Origin of the sequence: Thioclava sp. FR2, assembly GCF_051200875.1 — a bacterium.
GTDB lineage: Bacteria > Pseudomonadota > Alphaproteobacteria > Rhodobacterales > Rhodobacteraceae > Pseudotabrizicola.
The window spans coordinates 1,760,597-1,780,717 of sequence record NZ_CP195191.1; the positions used below are offsets into that span (position 1 = coordinate 1,760,597).

Here is a 20,121-nt window from a genome sequence, read left to right on the forward strand (position 1 = left end):
AAAGCGCCCGCAACTTGGGCGCTTTTCCTTTTCAAGTCACCCGGTTTCGGCGACCTGGAACGAAGTCACTGACCTTGGCCTGCCGCACAAGACAAGTTGCCCAACCTGCTTGCCCCCTAACCGGCAGTATCCTAAACAGTTGGGCAAGCAGTTGAGGAGGCCCCCATGCGTCGTGTCGTCATCACCGGGATCGGGATCGTTTCATCCATCGGCAATGATGCCGCCGAAGTAGAAGCCAGCCTGCGTGCCGGGAAATCGGGCATCGTCTTCGCAGAAGACTACGCAGAACGCGGCTTCCGCAGCCAAGTGCACGGTGCGGTCAACATCACGCTGGAAGATCACATCGACAAGCGCGACCTGCGTTTCATGGGTGATGGCGCGGCCTATAACTTCATTGCCATGCAGCAGGCGGTGAAGGACTCGGGTCTGGAAGAAAAAGACATCTCGAACGAACGCACCGGCATCATCGTCGGCTCTGGCGGTCCTTCGACCAAGTCGTTCTTCAAGGCGCATAACATCGTCCGCGAAACCGGTTCACCCAAGCGGATCGGCCCCTTCGGCGTGACCAAGGGCATGTCCTCGACCACCTCGGCCTGCCTTGCCACGCCGTTCAAGATCAAGGGTGTGAATTATTCGATCACCTCGGCCTGCTCGACCTCGGCGCATTGCATCGGCAACGGCACCGAACTGATCCAGATGGGCAAGCAAGACATCGTCTTTGCAGGCGGCGGCGAGGAACTGGACTGGACGCTCTCCTGCCTGTTCGATGCAATGGGAGCCATGTCGTCGAAGTACAATGATGCACCTGCCACGGCATCGCGCACCTACGATGCTACCCGTGATGGGTTTGTTATCGCTGGTGGTGGCGGTGTTGTCGTGCTGGAAGAATTGAACCACGCCCTTGCCCGTGGCGCCAAGATCTATGGCGAAGTCACCGGCTACGGCGCGACCTCGGACGGCTATGACATGGTCGCTCCATCAGGCGAAGGCGGCGAGCGGTCGATGCGCGTTGCGCTTTCGACCCTGCCGAAAGATCGCAAGATCGATTATATCAACAGCCACGGCACCTCGACCCCGGTTGGCGACGTGACCGAAATGGAAGCCGTTCGCCGCGTCTTTGGCAAGGGCTCGACCCCGCCCGTCGCCTCGACCAAATCGCTGACCGGTCACAGCCTTGGTGCGACCGGTGTGCACGAGGCGATCTATTCGCTGATCATGATGAACAAGGGCTTCATCGCAGCTTCGGCCAACGTGAACACGCTGGACCCGGCTCTCGATCCGGCGGAGATCGTCACGACGATGCGTGACGGCGTCGAGATCGACTCGGTCCTGTCGAACAGCTTCGGCTTTGGCGGCACCAATGCCACGCTGGTGATGAGCAAGTATCGCGGTTAAGGCCGCAGTCAGGGGGCGGTCATGGCCGGGCTGATGACAGGCAAACGCGGGCTTGTCATGGGCGTCGCCAATGACCGTTCCATTGCTTGGGGCATCGCCAAGACGCTGGCTGCCGAAGGGGCCGAGCTGGCCTTTTCCTATCAGGGCGAAGCATTCGGCAAGCGGGTTGGGCCGCTTGCGGCCAGCCTTGGCTCTGACCTGCTTTTGGACGTCGACGTGACCGAGGAAAGCAGTCTGGATGCCTGCTTTGCCGCGCTGAAAGACCGTTGGGGCGGCATCGACTTTCTTGTTCACGCCATCGCCTTTTCCGACAAGCATGAGCTGACAGGGCGGATCACCAACACCTCGCGCGGAAATTTCGCCCGCACGATGGACATCTCTTGCTTCAGCTTCATCGACATCAGCCGACGCGCGGCGGAGATGATGCCGCATGGCGGCTGCCTGATCACGGTGACTTTTCAGGGGTCCAACCGGGTCTCGCCCAATTATAACGTGATGGGGGTGGCTAAGGCGGCGCTTGAAAGTGCCACGCGCTATCTGGCCAATGATCTTGGGTCGCAGAAGATCCGGGTCAATGCGATCTCTCCCGGCCCGATGAAAACCCTTGCCGGGTCCGCGATTGGTGGCGCTCGGGCGACGTTTCGGCACACCGAAGAAAACGCTCCCCTGCGGGCCAATGCGACGCTGGAGACGATCGGGGGGACGGCGGTCTGGCTGTGTTCGGATTACGGGGCCTCGACCACCGGCGAGGTGATCCATGTCGATGGGGGCTATCATGTTCTGGGCTTTCCCCAGCCGGAAAACATGTGATCCGCCACCTGAAAAGCCCGCCATTTTCTTTGCGCGCCCCGTTGACCCTGCCGCGGCAATCCGCTACCTGATCGTCAGACGCGGGCGTTGTGTAATGGTAAGACCCCTGCCTTCCAAGCAGGAGACGCGGGTTCGATTCCCGCCGCCCGCTCCAATCCCCCTTTTTCCGCTGCGCAGACCCCCTGCTGGGGGCCGCAAAAGCAGCCTTTTCCAGCGTCCCCGTCGGGGACGTTTTTTTGTCCATTTTATATCAACGGTTTAGCGTCGGGAATTCATGGTTTCTTAAGGAGTCCAGCTAGAGGAGGCCAAGTGGACTACGGCAGAAGTGCCTTATGTGCGCCTGCCACTACGATGCAAAAAACGAAATTTCCCGCGCTATTTTGAACCGCAGTTTCTTCTTCAACATAGAAAGATCTGATGGAGCATTAATCTTATGTATCATACGGTGGCAGGTGGGACAGAGGACCATGAAGTCGTCGGGAATTTTGTAGCGCCGTGTTTCGCCTTCAGCGAGACCGTTTAATGGCACTGCATGATGAACATCTAGCGGCATTTCTTCGAGGGGGCCGTTGTATCCATAGTCACGCTTGGGGTCGAGACCACAGCACTCACAGATTGGAGGCTTTGATTTCAGAACGTCTTTTCTCACCTTTGGCGAGCGCTCGATGCGCCGAGAAAGGATATATCGGCGAGTCTCATCAATGTCTTTACCGTTCGCCTCTTCCTGCATGATCTCGCTTGGTGTTGTGCCTCCACGGTTGACCAACGCTTCGTAGGCAAGCAACATTTGATGCAAGTCGGAATTTAACATTTCATCGGTAAGAAGGCCCGCCTTGTAGGTCTTACCGAAAGAATGACCCGCCTCATATCCCGCTGGCAGACCTGATTCAGAACCGAGATCAATTGGTTCTTCAGAAAAAAGCTTTGCGAATTCAGGGACCCGATCGGCCATGTCTCGCGCCCTTCGCTTTAAGACCTCGCGACCGCGCGACGAACCAAAATCGTCATAAATTGCTGTTGTTCCTTGGTTCATCGACAATGTGATTGTCTGCGCGTCGGGGTTTATCAGGAAGACTACATAATAGCCCTTAGTCGCTGTATCCGTGACCAAAGGGTCAAAGAAAGCAAGCCATGGTACGGAAGCCCACACGCCCTGCCCCACACTCGACTTAACTTTCAATTCGAACGGCCAAAAAGTAAGAAGCTGTTTCGCCGCTACTGCAATATCGTGCCTTACAAATTCGCCGAATCTTGAACCGGTGAATGGCTTAGTGCGCTCGAATGTGTACTCTTTGGCAAGCCGAGAAAGCTGTTCTGCCAGCACAAATATCACCCCAAAAAGTTGTTCAACTCAACCCATGGTAAACTCCATCTGCTTTTCGAGGAAGCAATAATTCGATGAGCCCCATGAGTTGATTAAGCGTTCAGCTTTTGAGCGGGAAGGTTAGGGAATTATTCGTCTTCCCCTACTCCGCCGCCTCTGCTTCCACTTCCGGATGCGTGCGGTTCCAGCGGATGGAGGACCAGAGGCTGACGCCGATCAGGGCGGCGCCGAAGAGGCCGGTGATGACCTCGGGGATGTGGATCAGGGTTTGGACATACATGATCACGCTGAGGATCAGGATGGCGTAGAAGGCCCCGTGTTCCAGATAGCGGTATTCGGCCAGCGTGCCGCGTTCGACCAGCATGATGGTCATCGACCGCACATACATGGCCCCGATGCCCAGACCAATGGCGATGACGAAGAGGTTCGACGAGAGCGCAAAGGCGCCGATCACGCCATCAAAGCTGAAGCTCGCATCCAGCACTTCGAGATAAAGGAAAGCCCCCAGCCCGCCCTTGGCAGCCCCTGCCAGCGCCTCTTGGCTTTTGTCGAGGACACCGCCCAGAACCTCAACCAATAAAAAAGTCAAAAGCCCCCAGATCGCGGCGTGGAAAAAGCTGGTCGCGGCGGCGGCGCTTTCCTGACGTTCAATCACCTCGGAAAAGATCAGCATGATGACCAGCACCACGGCAATCTCGATCCCCTTGATCGAGGAATAGGCGGAGACTTTTTCTTCGACCCAACGGACCCAATGCACGTCTTTTTCGTGGTCGAAAAAGAAGCTGAGCGCGACCATCATCAGGAAGGTGCCGCCAAAGGCTGCGATGGGAAGATGCGCCTCCATCATGATGCGGCTGTATTCCTCGGGCTGGCTGGCGGCCATGACCAAAGCCGACCAAGGCCCGACCTTTGCCGCGATCACCACGATCAAAAGCGGGAAGATGATCCGCATCCCGAAAACCGCAATCACGATGCCCCATGTCAGAAAGCGGTGCTGCCATTTCGGCGTCATGTCCTTGAGTTTGTTCGCATTCACGATGGCATTGTCAAAGGACAGGCTGATTTCCAGAACGGCCAGAACAGTGACGATAAAGAAGATTTTCAGCGCGCCTCCGACCGTATGTTCGGTCGCGAAGCCTAGCCAAAGCCCCAGCAAAAGGCCGATGGCCGTGACGATGAAGGCCCATGTGAAATAGGACAACGTCGGTTTCGACGCAGAAGACAGCGATGACATGGAAATGTGCCGCGCGGCAGTGTGGCGGTTCAGGTGCCGACATCGCAGGACAGCCGCATATCCTGCCAGAGGGGCCCGGTCACCCGTGGCGGTCTCTATGCGCCTTTACCGCAGGAAAATCAAGTCAGGCCGCAAGGGGTTCGATCAGGTCCGGCCCCTCGGCGCGGTTCGAATTCACCTTGCGATCGACACGGTGGCATTGGGTCAGGCCCTCGGCAGAGGGTTTCATCAGAAGAGCTGCGCCATGCCCGGCCTCGCCCAGCCACAGCGGCCAATCGGCGGCCTCCAGCATCAGGGCTTCGCGGTGGTGTAGGCCGCGCATATTGGGGCCGGCGTCGGTTGAGACGATGGCCACGGTGTCGATATCGCCCCAGCGTTGCCAAAGCCCGGCCAGCGCCATCGGCTGGCCATCGGTGCGGGTGAAATACCACGGCAGCTTTGTGCCATCCTCGGCCGTTTGCCATTCGTAAAACCCGCTGGCCGGGACGATGCAGCGGCGGGATCGCACGGCCTCGCGGAAGGCGGGTTTCTGGGCGACGGTGTCGGACCGGGCGTTGATGATCAGCGGCCCGTCGGTGGGGGTCTTGTACCATGCGGGCAGAAACCCCCAGCGCATGGCACGCAAGCGCCGTGAGCCGCTGTCCGAGGTTACCACCGCGACAGGGGTGGTGGGGCAGATGTTGAAGCGCGGGCTGGGCGGCAGGTCATTGCCCATGACCGCATCGAACATCGACGCCAAGGCCTCATTCGGGTGGGTGATGGTGAAACGTCCGCACATGAGGGAAAAGTGACGGCAATGGATCGCAACGGCAAGCCCCCTTTCAGGCGCTGCAGAGGGAGATTGCTGCTAGAGCAGCAGCGCGCCTTCGTGGCGCAGAAGGGCGGCTTTGGTTTCCACACCCCCCGGTGCGGAAAAGCCGCCGAACCAGCCAGAGCCGGTGACGCGATGACAAGGGATAAGGATGGGCAAGGGATTGGCCCCGCAGGCCTGCCCGACGGCTTGGGCCGGGGCTTTCAGGGATTTTGCCAGATCGCCATAGGTTCGGGTCTGGCCATAGGGGATGGCGGCCATCGCGCGCCGGACGCCTGCGTTCAACCCCTGCCCCCAGTCAAAGGGAAGATCGAATTTGTGCAGCCGACCGTCGAAATAGGCCAGCAACTGGCGCGCGGCCTCAGACAAAAGGGCCGATCCGTCGCCCGGATCGGCCCCCCATGTCAGTTGTGTCAGCAGACCGTCCACCTCGTGCAGGGTCAGCGGGCCAAAGGGCCCCTCGACCACTGCGCGAAGGCTTTCGGCGCTCATCCCAATGCGTCGTTGCAGCGGGCGCAGGTTTCGGCGTGCTTATGCGTGCCGACATCGGGCAGCACCCGCCAGCAGCGGGCGCATTTGCCACCTGTCGCTTCGGCGAAGACCACCGACACCCCGGCCACATCGGCCAGCTTGAACGCGCCTTCCGGTGCGGTCCCGGCATTCAGGGCAAGGCTGCTGGTGATGCAAAGTTCCGAGAAATCGACCGAGGCGAGCGAAGCCCGCAGTGCATCATCCTCGACATAGACCGCAGGCGCGGCTTCCAGCGACGAGCCAATGACCTTGGCCGTGCGCTGCACCTCCAACGCCCCCGTGACCGTGCGGCGGGCGGCGCGGATGCCTGCCCATTTCTTGGCAAGACCTTCGTCCAGCCATGCGGCGGGGGTTTCCGGCATGTCATGCAGGTGGATGCTTTCGCCCTCACCGGGGAAGCGGCTCAGCCAGACATCCTCAGCCGTGAAGACCATGATCGGCGCAAGCCATGTCGTCAGGCGATGGAACAGCGCATCCATCACCGTGCGGCAGGCGCGGCGGCGCAGGCTGCTGGCGGGGTCGCAATAAAGCGTGTCCTTGCGGATGTCGAAATAGAAGGCCGAGAGATCCGAGGTCGCAAAGGTGAACAGTTTCTGGAACACGCCCTGGAAATCATAGGCGGCATAGCCCTTGCGGACCTCGGCATCCAGTTCCGCCAGACGGTGGAGAACCCAGCGTTCCAGTTCCGGCATGTCCTTGGCGTCAACCGCTTCCTCGGCGGTATAGCCCGCAAGCGCCCCCAGCATGTAGCGCAGGGTGTTGCGCAGGCGGCGGTAGCTATCGGCCACGCCTTTCAGGATTTCCTTCCCGATCCGCAGGTCAACCGTGTAGTCGGACTGGGCCACCCACAGACGCAGGATATCGGCGCCGTATTCCTTGATCACCTCTTGCGGGGCCACGGTATTGCCCAGCGACTTGGACATCTTCATGCCCTTTTCGTCCAAGGTAAAGCCGTGGGTCAGCACGCCGCGATAGGGCGCACGTCCCTTGGTGCCACAGGCTTGCAGCATCGAGGAGTGGAACCAGCCACGGTGCTGGTCGGTGCCTTCCAGATAAAGATCGGCCAGCCCGTCTTCGGACCCGTCTTCCCGGTCGCGCAGCACGAAAGCATGGGTCGAACCAGAGTCGAACCACACATCCAGCACGTCAAAGACCTGTTCATATTCCGACGGATCAACAATGCCAGAGAGGACTTTTTCCTTGAATCCTTGCACATACCAAACATCGGCGCCCTCGGCCTCGAACGCGGCCTTGATCCGGGCATTCACCTCGGCATTGCGCAGAAGGAAGTCGGCATCGGTCGGCTTTGCGCCTTTTTTCACGAAGCAGGTCAGCGGCACGCCCCAAGCGCGTTGACGCGACAGCACCCAATCGGGGCGTGCCTCGATCATCGAATACAGACGGTTGCGGCCGGAAACGGGGGTGAACTGCACCAGTTGGTTGATCGAATGAAGCGCGCGCGACCGGATTGTGTCGCCATAGTTGCCCATGCCATCGTCCAGCTTGTGGTCGATCGCGGCAAACCATTGCGGCGTGTTGCGATAGATCAGCGGGGCCTTTGACCGCCACGAATGCGGATAGCTGTGCTTCATCTTGCCCTTGGCCAGCAGCGCCCCCGCATAGGCCAATTGCTTGATGTTCGAAACGTTGGCCGGGCCTTCCTTGCCCTCGGGCGTGATGATCGGCTGGCCGCCGAACAGCGGCAGATCGGCACGATAGCTGCCATCGGGTTCGACGTTATAGGTCATCGGCAGGCCAAACTTCTGGCCAAGCTGATAGTCGTCATCACCGTGGCTGGGCGCGGTGTGGACAAAGCCCGTCCCCGCATCATCGGTCACATGGTCGCCCGGCAGCATGGGCACGTCAAAATCCCACTCGCCATTGCCACCTTCCACACCGCGATAGGGGTGAGCCAAAAGAACGCCCTCAAATTCCGAGGTCGCCACATCGCGCAGCTTGGTAAAGCCTTCGACCTTAGCCGCAGCCATCACGCCTTCGGCAAGGGCATCAGCAAGAATGACGATCTCTCCAACCGTCACGGTCGCATTTTCCGCAGCGGCATCAATGCGATAGGCGCCATAGGCCACGCCGGGGTTATAGGCCACCGCGCGATTCTGCGGGATGGTCCAAGGGGTCGTCGTCCAGATCACCACGCTGGCGCCGTGCAGACCGGAAACTGGCTTGAACCGCACCCAGATCGTGTGGCTGGTCACGTCGTGATATTCGACCTCTGCCTCGGCAAGGGCAGTCTTTTCAACCGGCGACCACATCACGGGCTTGGACCCCTGATAGAGGCTGCCGTTCATCAGGAACTTCATGAATTCGTCAGCGATCACCGCCTCGGCATGGAAGTCCATCGTCAGGTAGGGGCGGTCCCAAGCTCCAGTCACACCCAGACGCTTGAATTCCTCGCGCTGGATGTCGATCCAGCCTTCGGCAAATTTGCGGCATTCCTGACGGAAGGCGACGATATCGACGTCGTCCTTGTTCAGGCCCTTGGCGCGATACTGCTCTTCGATCTTCCATTCGATCGGCAGACCGTGGCAATCCCATCCCGGCACATAGCGGGCGTCAAAGCCCATCATCTGCTGGCTGCGGACAACCATGTCCTTCAGCACCTTGTTCAGAGCGTGGCCGATATGCAGATGGCCGTTGGCATAGGGGGGGCCATCATGCAGCGTGAACGGGCGGCGGCCCGACTTTTCGCGCAGACGGTCATAGACGCCGATGCGCGCCCAGCGATCCAGCCATTCCGGTTCACGCTGCGGAAGGCCCGCGCGCATCGGGAAATCGGTTTCGGGCAGAAAGACGGTATCGCGGTAATCAGGGCCGGTGGCTTCGGTCGTATCGGCGGTCGTATCGGCGCACATGGGCGGCATTCCTTGACAAATCTCTGGGCAAGTCTCTGGGCAGGTTCGGCTGGCGCAAAGGTCATGCGCCAAAATCCCGGCGTCTCAGACAGACGCCGGGCCGGTAATTCGCCGCAAGGGAACCGGACAAGATCTCATGGCCGCCTTATAGGGTTGGGCGGCGGGGCGGTAAAGGGGGGCAGGATCAGCCCGTCGTCGCCTCCTTGCCTGCGCCCGTCCCGGCCGCACCTGCCCAGCGGTTCAACCAGGCAAGCCCCGCCAGCGACAGGCCAAGGCAGAGGAAACTCAGCACCCGCGTCAGCCCCGTCAGGCCCGAGATGTCGATCAGGAAGACCTTCGCCACCGTCAGCGCAATGACAAACATCGCCAGTCGCCGCAGCGCGGCCGAGCGCGTGGCAATCGCCTGATACAGCATCCCCGCCCCAAGGATCAGCAAGGCCAGCGTATAGGTGTAAAGCTCTCCCTGCCGCACGCCCGGAACGCCCAGGATATCGCCCTGCCAGAAGCGCCGGATATCAAGCCCCACATAGAGCAGCGCCAAGCCCGCGCCACAGGCACCCAGCCAGATCCGCATCCTTCGCCCGCCAGCCAGACCCGGCAGTTTCCAGCCGGACAGGATCAGGATCAGCCCGGGCAAGCCATAGGCCAAGGCCAGAGTGTCCAGCACCAGCGGGCCATGGACTTGATACCGCGCCGAATAGCCGCTGAACAACGGGTTGAACACCGTGGCTGAAAGCAGGGTCACGCCGCTGAAGATCATCCCCGACACAAAGGCCAAAACGTAGCGCAGCCCCCGCAGCTTGGGCACGGTTCCTGCCCGGTAAAGCTGCGCCAGCATCAGGACCAGCCAAGGCAGCGCAAGCAACGCCAGACCGTAATGGCTGTCCGTGGGCATGCCCTCGGGCAGCTTGTCCAGAATCAGCCGGAAGATCATCACATCGCCAAACACCGCCGCCAGGGCCGAGGCCGCACTTTCCAACACGGCCTTTGTCATCGGCCGCTCCAGCACGCGCAGCAGAACCAGCGCTGCAACCGCCGCCGCGATCGGGCCCGAGAAGGCCAGGATGACCTGCGAGATCGGCCCTTCTCCGACCGCCCATTCCAGACCGGGGTCGATCAGCAGGCGCCAGCTCAGCACGGCCACCGCCGCCTGAATGAACAGGCCCATTTCCGGCAAACGGAACCGCCTGTCCAGCGCCGCCGCCACCACCAGCAGCACGGCCAACGCCAGCGTCAGCGCAACCGCACTGAGGATCAGGAAAAGCGCCAGCGCGATCAGCGACAGCGCGGCCAGTGTGGCATGGGCCACGCGGCGCTTGTCTTCGCCATCCCTTGCTGCAAAGCGCAGGGCCAGCCCGACCATGCCAGCGGCAAGACCCATCACATGCAGCGCCCAAGGATAGGTTCCGATCACCCGACCCGGCTCCCACAGCAATTCCAGCGCCGCAACGGTCATCGGGGCCGCCAGCACCGCGCCGAGGCCAAGGCCGATGCCGAACAGCCCAGGCCCCACCGCCCGCCAGGCAAAGCCAAGACTGACCGCCACGCCAAAGGCAAAGATCACGCTCGCCGCCATGGGCATGCCGGTGAAGGTCTGCTCGGTTGCGTCCGCAGGCACCTGCAGCGCCAACAGGAACTCGCGATAAAGCGCCCCATGCTCCAGCCCCATCAATGTGACCGCCGCCACAAAGGCCGCTGCGGGCAGGATCGGCAGATCCACCAGCCCCTCGGAGCGCGCCGCCCAGATCAGGAAGATCAGCGCCAGAAGCGCAAGCGCCCCCAGACCCAAAAGCGCCTCGACCGCCTCCACCTGAAGCGACTGGCGCAAGAGCAACAGGCTTGAGGCCACAAGGCTCGCCGCCACCAGTTTCACCGGAAAACTCAGTTTCGGCAGTTTTGTCTGGTTCCGCCTGTCCCACAGGCACAGCGCAAGGCAGGGGCCCTCCTGCCGGGGCCAGAACGCGCGTTCGGGCCATGCCGCCGCCAGCATCGGCAGCACCACCATCAGGGCAACCCAGCCACCCCATTCGCCCCCGACTGGCAGCAGCAGCCACCCGCATGCATAGCCCAGGGCCAGCGCCAGAACCGAAACCCAGGCCCAGCGCCGCCAGGCATCCACCGCCAGCCCGACCGTGGCAACCAGCGCGAAATAGCCGTAAAGCCAAAGGCCGGGCGGCCCCTGTCCCGAAACGATGAAGGGCGAGGCAGCAGCACCGATCAGCCCCACGGCCACAAGAAGCGGCCCGTTGCGCCAGCCCAGAATGATCGCCATGCCCGAGGCGATGACCTGCCCCACCAGCGCCAGTTCCGGGCCGATCAGCCCGTACATCTGCCGCGCTGCCACAATCGCGGCAAAGACGGAAACCACCCCCGCGCCCGAAAAGACCGCTGGCAGATAGACCGCCGCCTCGGCCTCGCCCTTGGCCTGCTTGCGCCGCAGCGCCTCACCCGCCGCAATCAGCGCAAGGCCAAAGGCGATCCCCGACAGCACCCGCAGGCCGGGCGGCAGATAGCCCTTTTCGATCCCGTATTGCACCAGAAACACGCCCGCCAGCGCCAGCGACGCTGCCGAGACGACATAAACCCAGTTCCGCAGCATCCAGCGCCCAAAGATCCCGGCCTGAGTTGGCGGCACCGGAATTGGCGGGGCGGTGGGCGGGGCGGTCGGCAAATCCCATGGCGACGCGACGGAGCCCGCACCCGCAGGCGCCTCCTCCTCTGCCTCAACCGGCTCGGCCTCCACCTCGGGCGCAACCGGCTTGCCCTGCACCAACGGCCCTGCTTCCGCTTCAGAAATCTGCGCGGCCACTGGCGCAGCCTCGGCCCGTCTGGGAGCAGGAAGGGGAGCCTCGGCCCCGCGCGCAATCCTTGCCTCCAGCGCCTCGATGCGCCGCCGCATCCCGCCCAACTTCAAGAAAAGTATGACCAGCAGCACTGGTATTGCCAGTACGCCCAGACCGATCAGCAAGAGGAGCAAGTCAAACATCTGTTTCCCCCACCCCTGCGCGCGCACCCCATCATAGCGCCGCGAACGAAGATTGCGCTAGTCGGGAAATCCTTTCCCTTTCCCGCGCAACAGCTATTCTTGCCATCGGAGGTGCATCATGAAGGAACCATCCGTCAATGTGCTCGGCGGCACGCTGGAGCCCTGCTCGACCAAGCCGATGACAGGGTTCTATCGAAACGGCTGCTGCGACACAGGGCCAAGCGATCGGGGCATTCACACCGTTTGTGCGGTGATGACGGCTGAGTTTCTGGCCTTTTCCAAATACCTTGGAAACGACCTGTCGACGCCACGCCCGGAATATGCGTTTCCCGGCTTGCAGCCCGGCGATCAGTGGTGCCTGTGCGCTGCCCGTTTCCTTCAAGCGCATGAGGAAGGCGCGGCCCCGAAGATCCGGCTGAAATCGACCCATGCCAATACATTGAAGATCGTTCCCGCCGAGGTTTTGCAGCTTTACGCTATTGACGGCTAGGCACGAGGGCTGCGGCAGGACGCCCTCTTGTGAAAGGGCCAGAGGGGGGCAAAGACTGGCCCCATGATACCGCCTCGCTTCGACATCACGCCTGAACAGATCAATGCCGTTGTGGCCGAATTCTATGCCTGTGTCCGGCTGCATCCCGGTTTAGGCCCGGTCTTCGCGGCGCATGTCACCAACTGGCCGGTGCATGAGGAGAAGATCAGCCGCTTCTGGCGCAATGCGATCTTGTTTGAGCGCAGCTATGACGGCAATCCGATGGCGGTGCATATGGCGGCCGGAAATGTGCGCGCACCGATGTTCGATTCCTGGCTTGGGTTGTTCGATTCGGTCCTGCGCCGCATGTTGCCCGAGCCTACGGCCGCGGCATGGTCGGCACTGGCGCATCGCATCGGGCGCGGGCTGCGGATGGGGGTCGAAGACCGCGACGGCAAGGGCGTGCCGAAACTGGGCTGATCAGGCCGCCGCCTCGTTTTCTTCGGGTTTCACGCCCGGAAGGGCATCTTGCATCAGGTCTTCGATAAAAAGGCTTAACAATTGCGGGCGACCACTAACCCCGGCCTTGCGGTAAATCGCATTCGTCTGCGCCTTGACCGTGCCTTCGGAGGTGTTGCGAAGACCCGCGATTTCGGCCGTGGTCATGCCTTTGATCGCAAACAGCGCCACATCCTTTTCCGCCGGGGTCAGGCCCCATTCGGAAAAGCGCTCCTGCATCAGGTCCAAAAAGGCGGTCGAGGCGCGGCGCAGCTTTTCTTCGGCAACGCGGCGTTCGCGAAAGGATTTCCGCAGGGCAAGCGCCCCGAACAAAAGCCCCAAGATCAACCCGATCGAGGCGCCAATCTCCATCAACTCACGCATTTCCCAAGAAATCGGGGTCGATCGCAGGCCAAGGACGGAAGACAGAATATCTGATACGAAAAAGAAAGCGCAGATCACCTGCACGGCGAAAATCAAAACAAGGACGACCCTGCCCTTCATACGGGCCTGCCTTGGGGATCAATCATCGTCACCCCCATCGTCGTCGCCCCCGCCCGATCCGCTGCTGCCCGAGCCGCTGTTGTCGTCGTCATCGTCGTCATCGTCGTCATCCGACCCGCCGCCGTGACCACTGTTGTCGTCACCGTCATCACCGTCATCATCGTCATCACTGGACCCACCAGACCCACCAGACCCACCAGATTCGATGATTTTTCCGCCCGAAGAACTTGACGACCCGGTGGCGGTCCAGAAATCCCGCAGGATTTCACCGGTGCGCGGGTTCAGAATGATCTCTCTCTGCCCGCCGCTGCCCGAGGCCACAATCCTTACGCGCCCCAGCAAGGTGCGCTGGACGCGGATGTTGCCATAGCCCTGTTTTTTTAACTGGCTGACAATCTGATCCTGATAGCTGGCCGCCAAAGCAGGCGTGCCGACACAAAGCGTCGCCAAAGCCATCAAGGTAAAATCACGTCTGTTCATTTCAGACCCTTCAGGTCTTGTGGGGGGAAGGCCAATCCTCCCCCCCAAAGAAGCATACCGCCGGGTTCGCAACTGCCGCAAGCCCGTCGGGCCTTTGCTTTTATGATGATCAGTCGTCATCACCGTCGTCGTCATCATCGTCAGAACCGCCGCCGTGGCCGCTGTTGTCGTCATCGTCATCGTCGTCCGATCCGCCGTGACCACTGTTGTCGTCATCATCATCGTCATCATCGTCCGAACCGCCACGACCACCGTGATCATCGTCACTATCGTCGTCGTCATCGCTGTCGTCGTTATCATCATCGTCGTCATCGTCGTCATGCGACGAGCTGCTGCCCCCTGCCCCACCCGGCGTCGGGCTCGTGGTGCCATCGGGATTGCGATACACAACCCGAACGAAGTCGCGGCTCTGTTCCCTGATACTGACACCCGGCGCGGTGTTTTCACCGGCCTCAACCGCTTCGGTTTCGGTTTTCAGGGCGCGCCCGGTGGCGCTGTCATAGATCACTTCAACCTTTTGGTCGCCGCGAATGGCCTCGACCTTAATCTGCGTCGGCCCCACCCGCACTTCCACGCGGGTATAGCCCTGCCCCTGATAATCTGCTGCAACTTCCTCGGCGGTCAGCGCCAAGGCCGATTGCGCCATAAAGGCCAGCCCCGCGGCCAAAACCAGACTTCTCAATTTCATCGCCTACACTCCTGTTTCACAAACCTTGTTTCGACACTCTCACCCACAGATCCACGCAAGGATCCGCGTCATGACAGGCGGAAGGGAAAAACCATTGAACACTGCCCCCAGTACCAGCCCTTCCGCCTGACCGATCGTTTGTGGCTCTCGGCTCTCCACTGCCTGACAGAGCCACCCGTCTTCGGTGAACCCAACTGGCCAGAACTTCGGATCGCTGGAAATCGAGCAGGGGTTTAGGGCGCCCCGAATAAACTGCGGGTCTGTGGGCCTAAACTGCAGTTTATGTGCGCTGACGTTGATTTGTTGGCGTTGGCGGCCGGATCTGTCGGCGCGTTTTTCAAAGGAAAACGCCTTCCGGCCCGACTGGGACGGAAGGCGTGTGCCGCTTTTAGACGGAAAGTTTAGGCCAAGGTCAGATCTTCATGTCGAATCCAAGGTGCTTGGCCACGGTGAAGATGTCCTTATCGCCACGCCCACACATGTTCATCACGATGATATGGTCCTTTGGCAGCTTCGGCGCGATCTTCATCACATGTGCCAAAGCGTGCGACGGCTCCAGAGCCGGGATGATTCCCTCCAGCTTGCAGGACAGCTGGAACGCTTCCAGTGCCTCGACATCGGTGATCGAGACATATTGCGCGCGGCCTGTATCGTGCAGCCAGGCATGTTCTGGCCCGATGCCGGGATAGTCGAGGCCCGCAGAGATGGAGAAGCCTTCGAGGATCTGCCCATCTGCGTCCTGCAACAGATAGGTCCGGTTGCCATGCAGAACGCCGGGGCGCCCGCCAGTCAGGCTGGCGCAATGCTGCATCCGGTCATCCACTCCCTTGCCGCCGGCTTCGACCCCGATGATGCGGACCGAAGGATCGTCAAGGAACGGATAGAACAGCCCCATCGCATTCGACCCGCCGCCAATGGCTGCGATCACGGTGTCAGGCAGGCGTCCTTCGCCTTCTTGCTCGGCCAATTGCCAGCGGACTTCCTTGCCGATGATCGACTGGAAATCGCGCACCATGGCCGGATAGGGATGCGGGCCCGCGACCGTGCCGATGCAATAGAAGGTGTCGCGCACATTGGTCACCCAGTCGCGCAGCGCATCGTTCATCGCATCCTTCAGCGTGCCACGACCCGAGGTGACCGGAACGACCTCGGCCCCCAAAAGGCGCATGCGGAAGACGTTCGGGGCCTGGCGTTCCACATCATGCGCACCCATATAGACCACGCATTTCAGGCCGAACTTGGCGCAGACCGTCGCCGTGGCCACCCCATGCTGGCCAGCACCGGTTTCGGCGATGATCCGGGTCTTGCCCATGCGACGGGCCAGAATGATCTGCCCAAGCACGTTGTTGATCTTATGCGCGCCGGTATGGTTCAGCTCGTCACGCTTCATATAGATCTTAGCACCGCCCAGATGCGTCGTCAGACGCTCGGCATAGTAAAGCGGCGATGGACGGCCGACATAGTGCTTCCAAAGATCGTCCATTTCGGCCCAGAAGGTCGGGTCGGTCTTTGCGAATTCATACTGCTCTTCCAGTTCAAGGATCAGCGGCATCAGAGTTTCAGAAACGAAACGCCCGCCAAAAATCCCGAACCGACCCGCCTCATCCGGCCCGGTCATAAAGCTGTTGATTCCATCCTCGGCCATGATCCATCCCCTTCTTCGTCCTGCCCGATGTAGCGCCCTTGTCCGTCCGGGGAAAGGGGGCTGTCTGCCCCCTCGGCCCTATCGGGCCTCACCCCCGAGGATATTTTGGCCAAGATAAAGGCCAAGGACCGGGTCGCCCCTTAAACCAGCGGCTTTTTATAGCCCAAATGCGATGCGACATAGCCAAGACGATCATAGAAGGCATGGGCGCGATGGCGGGTCTTGTCGGTGGTCAGCTGGATGATCCCTGCCCCCGCCGCGCGCGCCCGGGCCTCTGCCTCGGCCATCAGGGCGGCGCCGATCCCAAGGCCGCGCAACTCGGGCGCGGTGCGCACGGCTTCGACCAAAGCGCGGGTCATGCCCTGACGCGAAAGGCCATGCAGCAGAGTCAACTGGCAGGTGGCGACGATGCGCCCCTTCAGTTCGCCGACGATGATCTGATGCATGGGTTGCGCTGCTATCGCATCAAAGGCGGCCAGATAGGGCGCCAGATCGGTCCCCTCTCTGGCCTGCCCCAAAGGATCGTCGGCCAACAGCGCCACCAGAGACGGCACGTCTTCGCGGCATGCCTTGCGGAAAATCAGGCCTTCCACACCTGTCATCGCAGGATCGGCGGCGCGCCCAGACCCGCCTCGGCGACACCGCGCCCACCGGCCCGATGCGCAGCCGTCACAAAGGCCGCAATCTTCGCGCTGTCTTTCACACCGGGTGCCGATTCGACACCCGAAGAGACATCGACCTGCCGCGCATTGGTCAGCCTGATCGCCTCGGCCACGTTATCAGGGGTCAGCCCCCCCGCCAGCATCCACGGGCGCAACCAGCGGCGCTGCGCCACGAGCCGCCAGTCAAACGAGAGCCCATTGCCCCCCGGCAAGGCTGCTCCTTTTGGCGGCTTGGCGTCGATCAAGAGCTGATCGGCCACCAAGGAAAAGTCGAACAGGGCAGCAAGGTCGCCCTCATCGGCCACGCCCACGGCCTTCATCACCGGCAGACCATAGCGCGCCCGGATCTCGGCGACGCGGTCGGGGCTTTCATGCCCATGAAGCTGGAGCATATCCAGCGGCACCGCCTCAAAGATCTCGTCCAGCGTTGCGTCATCCGCATCCACCACCAGCGCCACCTTGGCAAGCCCAAGCGGGGCTTCGAGGCAAAGCGCGCGCGCCTCGGCCACGCTGACGTTGCGCGGACTTTTCGGAAAGAACACAAAGCCTGCATAGGCAGCACCGGCCGCGGCAACGGCGGCGACATCCGCCTTTTGCCGCAGACCACAGATCTTGACGCGAATATCGGTCATGCCTGTCAGCTTGCCTTGCGCTTGTCCAACAGCGCCAGAACCTCGTCCTGATGTTCGGGCTTGGTGTCGCGCATCACGGCCAATTCACGTTCCAACCGCGCGACTTCGCGGGACTTGGTCGAAGCAACCGACCGGTGCTTGTGCTCGCGCAGCCATTCCCAGACAAAACCAATCAGGATGCCCGCAACGATGCCGCCAAAGATCACGACATAAAGCGGCAAGACGATCTGCCATTGCTGGCCGACAAAGGCCGAAATATTGGCGGGAAGCAATTCCAGCGTGACAGCGTCACGATTGGCCAAGGCAATCGTCACCAGTACGATCGCCAAGACCGCCAAAAGCAGATAGCGCAGCATGCGGATCATCACTCTTTCCTTCCTCGAACGTCTTTCGTCCGACTATCGAACGCGCGCCCGGAAGGTGCAAGGGTGAAGGCGTCTCAGCCGTTGCCGTTCAGCCGGTCCCGCAGAAGTTTGCCGGTCTTGAAGAAGGGCACCTTCTTGTCATCGACCTGCACCGATTCACCCGTGCGCGGATTGCGACCCACGCGTGCGTCGCGCGATTTCACCGAGAAGGCGCCAAAGCCGCGCAACTCCACGCGGTCGCCGTTGGCCAGAGCCTCGATGATTTCTTCAAAGACCGTGTTCACGATCCGCTCGACATGGCGTTGCGTCAGATGCGGATTTTCATCCGCAATTTTCTGGATCAGTTCCGAACGGATCATCCGAAGTGTCCCCCCCTATGGTCGCCCGGTTCGTCCGGCGCCACGTTGTTCTTGTGGAAAGACTATAGGCAAAAACAATTGCTTCGCACAAACGAAAAGGCATGAAGTTTGGGGCTCATGCGAAAGGGCCCCGCCATTTGGCGGGGCCCTTCCTGCCCAAACGGGCCTCTTTATCAGTTGCGGTCGCCCTTCAGAGCGGCGCCGAGGATGTCGCCCAGCGAAGCGCCCGAATCGGACGAGCCGTACTGTTCCACAGCTTCTTTCTCTTCTGCGATCTCGCGAGCCTTGATCGACAGACCCAGACGACGGGTCTTCGGGTCGATGTTGGTGACGCGAACGTCGACCTTGTCGCCAACCGAGAAACGCTCGGGACGCTGGTCGGCGCGGTCACGCGACAGGTCCGAACGACGGATGAACGACTTGGCGCCGTTGTATTCCACTTCGATACCGCCATCTTCGATCGCGGTCACTTCAACGGTCACAACCGAGCCACGCTTCACGCCGTCAACAGCGTCGGTGAAGGTGTCGTCGCCCAGAGCCTTGATCGAGAGCGAGATACGCTCTTTCTCGACGTCAACTTCCGAAACGGCGGCCTTGACGACATCGCCCTTGCGATAGTTCTGGATGGCGTCTTCGCCACGCTGGTCCCACGACAGGTCGGACAGGTGAACCATGCCGTCGATGTCGTTTTCCAGACCCACGAACAGACCGAATTCGGTGATGTTCTTGACTTCGCCTTCGATGGTCGAGCCAACCGGGTGGGTTTCTGCAAAGACTTCCCACGGGTTGCGCATGGTCTGCTTCAGGCCCAGCGAAACGCGACGCTTGGCGCTGTCGATTTCCAGAACCATGACGTCGACTTCCTGGCTGGTCGAAACGATCTTGCCGGGGTGGACGTTCTTCTTGGTCCAGGACATTTCCGAAACGTGCACCAGACCTTCGACACCGGCTTCCAGCTCCACGAAGGCGCCGTAATCGGTGATGTTGGTGACGCGGCCCTTGTGGACCGAACCCAGCGGATAGGCCTTTTCAACGGCATCCCATGGATCTTCCTGCAGCTGCTTCATGCCAAGGCTGATGCGGTGGGTGTCTTTGTTGATCTTGATGACCTGAACCTTGACGGTCTCGCCGATGGCGAGGATTTCCGACGGGTGGTTCACACGGCGCCATGCCATGTCGGTGACGTGCAGCAGGCCGTCAACGCCGCCCAGATCAACGAAGGCACCGTATTCGGTGATGTTCTTGACCACGCCATCCACGGTCTGACCTTCGGTCAGGTTGCCGATGACTTCGGCGCGCTGTTCGGCGCGGCTTTCTTCCAGGATCGCGCGGCGCGAAACAACGATGTTGCCACGACGACGGTCCATCTTCAGGATCTGGAACGGCTGCTTCATGCCCATCAGCGGGCCAGCGTCGCGCACGGGGCGCACGTCAACCTGCGAGCCGGGAAGGAACGCAACAGCGCCGCCCAGATCGACCGTGAAGCCACCCTTGACGCGGCCGAAGATCGCGCCGTCGACGCGCTGCTCGGAAGCGTATGCTTTTTCCAGACGGTCCCACGCTTCTTCGCGACGAGCCTTGTCACGCGAGATGACAGCTTCGCCACGGGCGTTTTCGACGCGGTCCAGATAAACCTCGACTTCGTCGCCCACGTTGATCGACGGGGCTTCGCCGGGGTTTGCGAATTCTTTCAGGTCAACGCGGCCTTCCATTTTGTAGCCGACGTCGATGATGGCTTGGCCCGCTTCGATCGCGATGACCTTGCCTTTGACAACCGAACCCTCTTCGGGGGTGTCAATTTCAAAGCTTTCCTTCAGGAGGGCTTCGAATTCTTCCATAGCATTTTTAGCGCACATGT

19 protein-coding genes and 1 tRNA gene are annotated in these 20,121 nt (G+C 61.0%); 5 read left to right on the forward strand and 15 right to left on the reverse strand.

What is annotated here, in order from left to right:
• Window positions 1–165 precede the first annotated feature (165 nt).
• The 3 genes from fabB (at window position 166) to ACSBLW_RS08530 (ending at window position 2,359) form a co-directional block, all read left to right on the forward strand.
• Window positions 166–1,395 (forward strand): beta-ketoacyl-ACP synthase I, encoded by a 1,230-nt coding sequence (gene fabB / locus ACSBLW_RS08520; RefSeq protein WP_435259786.1) that lies wholly within the window; start codon window positions 166–168, stop codon window positions 1,393–1,395.
• A gap of 21 nt (window positions 1,396–1,416) precedes the next feature.
• Entirely contained in the window at window positions 1,417–2,205 is a 789-nt protein-coding gene (locus tag ACSBLW_RS08525; RefSeq protein ID WP_435259787.1) for an enoyl-ACP reductase FabI, read from the forward strand.
• 80 nt (window positions 2,206–2,285) lie between these two features.
• Window positions 2,286–2,359: transfer RNA gene (locus ACSBLW_RS08530), tRNA-Gly, on the forward strand.
• Window positions 2,360–2,551: 192 nt separating this feature from the next.
• On the opposite strand, the gene ACSBLW_RS08535 is transcribed toward ACSBLW_RS08530, so the two are convergent.
• The 6 genes from ACSBLW_RS08535 to ACSBLW_RS08560 all read right to left on the reverse strand — a co-directional run bounded on the left by ACSBLW_RS08535 (window position 2,552) and on the right by ACSBLW_RS08560 (window position 11,961).
• The gene (locus tag ACSBLW_RS08535; protein WP_435259788.1) at window positions 2,552–3,529 is read right to left on the reverse strand and encodes an MrcB family domain-containing protein; all 978 of its coding nucleotides are present in this window, start codon (window positions 3,527–3,529) and stop codon (window positions 2,552–2,554) included.
• A 142-nt stretch (window positions 3,530–3,671) separates the two neighbouring features.
• Entirely contained in the window at window positions 3,672–4,763 is a 1,092-nt protein-coding gene (locus ACSBLW_RS08540) for a DUF475 domain-containing protein (RefSeq protein WP_435259789.1), read from the reverse strand.
• A gap of 124 nt (window positions 4,764–4,887) precedes the next feature.
• Window positions 4,888–5,541 (reverse strand): SOS response-associated peptidase, encoded by a 654-nt coding sequence (locus ACSBLW_RS08545; RefSeq protein WP_435259790.1) that lies wholly within the window; start codon window positions 5,539–5,541, stop codon window positions 4,888–4,890.
• Between the two features lie 69 nt (window positions 5,542–5,610).
• On the reverse strand, window positions 5,611–6,066 hold the full coding sequence (locus ACSBLW_RS08550) for a methylated-DNA--[protein]-cysteine S-methyltransferase (RefSeq protein ID WP_435259791.1): 456 nt from the start codon (window positions 6,064–6,066) through the stop codon (window positions 5,611–5,613).
• Window positions 6,063–8,975, reverse strand: coding sequence for an isoleucine--tRNA ligase (ileS, locus tag ACSBLW_RS08555; RefSeq protein WP_435259792.1), 2,913 nt, complete (start codon window positions 8,973–8,975; stop codon window positions 6,063–6,065). The genes ACSBLW_RS08550 and ileS overlap by 4 nt, the downstream gene beginning before the upstream one ends.
• Before the next feature lie 184 nt (window positions 8,976–9,159).
• Window positions 9,160–11,961 (reverse strand): DUF2339 domain-containing protein, encoded by a 2,802-nt coding sequence (locus ACSBLW_RS08560; protein WP_435259793.1) that lies wholly within the window; start codon window positions 11,959–11,961, stop codon window positions 9,160–9,162.
• Between the two features lie 118 nt (window positions 11,962–12,079).
• On the opposite strand from ACSBLW_RS08560, the gene ACSBLW_RS08565 reads away from it, so the two are divergent.
• A complete protein-coding gene (locus ACSBLW_RS08565) occupies window positions 12,080–12,451 on the forward strand; it encodes a DUF2237 family protein (protein WP_435259794.1) in 372 nt (123 codons plus the stop codon).
• Between the two features lie 63 nt (window positions 12,452–12,514).
• Window positions 12,515–12,910 carry a group III truncated hemoglobin gene (locus ACSBLW_RS08570; RefSeq protein WP_435259795.1) on the forward strand — a complete coding sequence of 132 codons (396 nt, stop codon included), beginning with the start codon at window positions 12,515–12,517 and terminating at the stop codon, window positions 12,908–12,910.
• Here ACSBLW_RS08570 and ACSBLW_RS08575 read toward each other — a convergent pair whose 3' ends face one another.
• The 9 genes from ACSBLW_RS08575 to rpsA form a co-directional block, all read right to left on the reverse strand.
• Window positions 12,911–13,432 carry a helix-turn-helix transcriptional regulator gene (locus tag ACSBLW_RS08575; protein ID WP_435259796.1) on the reverse strand — a complete coding sequence of 174 codons (522 nt, stop codon included), beginning with the start codon at window positions 13,430–13,432 and terminating at the stop codon, window positions 12,911–12,913. It lies immediately after the preceding gene.
• Window positions 13,433–13,450: 18 nt separating this feature from the next.
• Window positions 13,451–13,912, reverse strand: a complete 462-nt coding sequence (locus ACSBLW_RS08580; RefSeq protein ID WP_435259797.1) for a hypothetical protein — start codon at window positions 13,910–13,912, stop codon at window positions 13,451–13,453.
• A 109-nt stretch (window positions 13,913–14,021) separates the two neighbouring features.
• Complete coding sequence (locus ACSBLW_RS08585) at window positions 14,022–14,600, reverse strand: hypothetical protein (RefSeq protein WP_435259798.1); 579 nt, start codon at window positions 14,598–14,600, stop codon at window positions 14,022–14,024.
• Window positions 14,601–15,012: 412 nt separating this feature from the next.
• Window positions 15,013–16,245, reverse strand: coding sequence for a tryptophan synthase subunit beta (gene trpB / locus ACSBLW_RS08590; protein ID WP_435259799.1), 1,233 nt, complete (start codon window positions 16,243–16,245; stop codon window positions 15,013–15,015).
• 140 nt (window positions 16,246–16,385) lie between these two features.
• Window positions 16,386–16,847: a GNAT family N-acetyltransferase gene (locus tag ACSBLW_RS08595; RefSeq protein ID WP_435259800.1), complete on the reverse strand. Its 462-nt coding sequence runs from the start codon at window positions 16,845–16,847 to the stop codon at window positions 16,386–16,388.
• Complete coding sequence (locus tag ACSBLW_RS08600) at window positions 16,844–17,539, reverse strand: phosphoribosylanthranilate isomerase (protein ID WP_435259801.1); 696 nt, start codon at window positions 17,537–17,539, stop codon at window positions 16,844–16,846. Before ACSBLW_RS08600 ends, ACSBLW_RS08595 begins: the two co-directional genes overlap by 4 nt.
• A gap of 5 nt (window positions 17,540–17,544) precedes the next feature.
• Window positions 17,545–17,904, reverse strand: coding sequence for a lipopolysaccharide assembly protein LapA domain-containing protein (locus ACSBLW_RS08605; RefSeq protein ID WP_435259802.1), 360 nt, complete (start codon window positions 17,902–17,904; stop codon window positions 17,545–17,547).
• Between the two features lie 74 nt (window positions 17,905–17,978).
• Complete coding sequence (ihfB, locus tag ACSBLW_RS08610; RefSeq protein ID WP_435259803.1) at window positions 17,979–18,263, reverse strand: integration host factor subunit beta; 285 nt, start codon at window positions 18,261–18,263, stop codon at window positions 17,979–17,981.
• A 173-nt stretch (window positions 18,264–18,436) separates the two neighbouring features.
• On the reverse strand, window positions 18,437–20,119 hold the full coding sequence (rpsA, locus tag ACSBLW_RS08615) for a 30S ribosomal protein S1 (RefSeq protein WP_435259804.1): 1,683 nt from the start codon (window positions 20,117–20,119) through the stop codon (window positions 18,437–18,439).
• Window positions 20,120–20,121 lie beyond the last annotated feature (2 nt).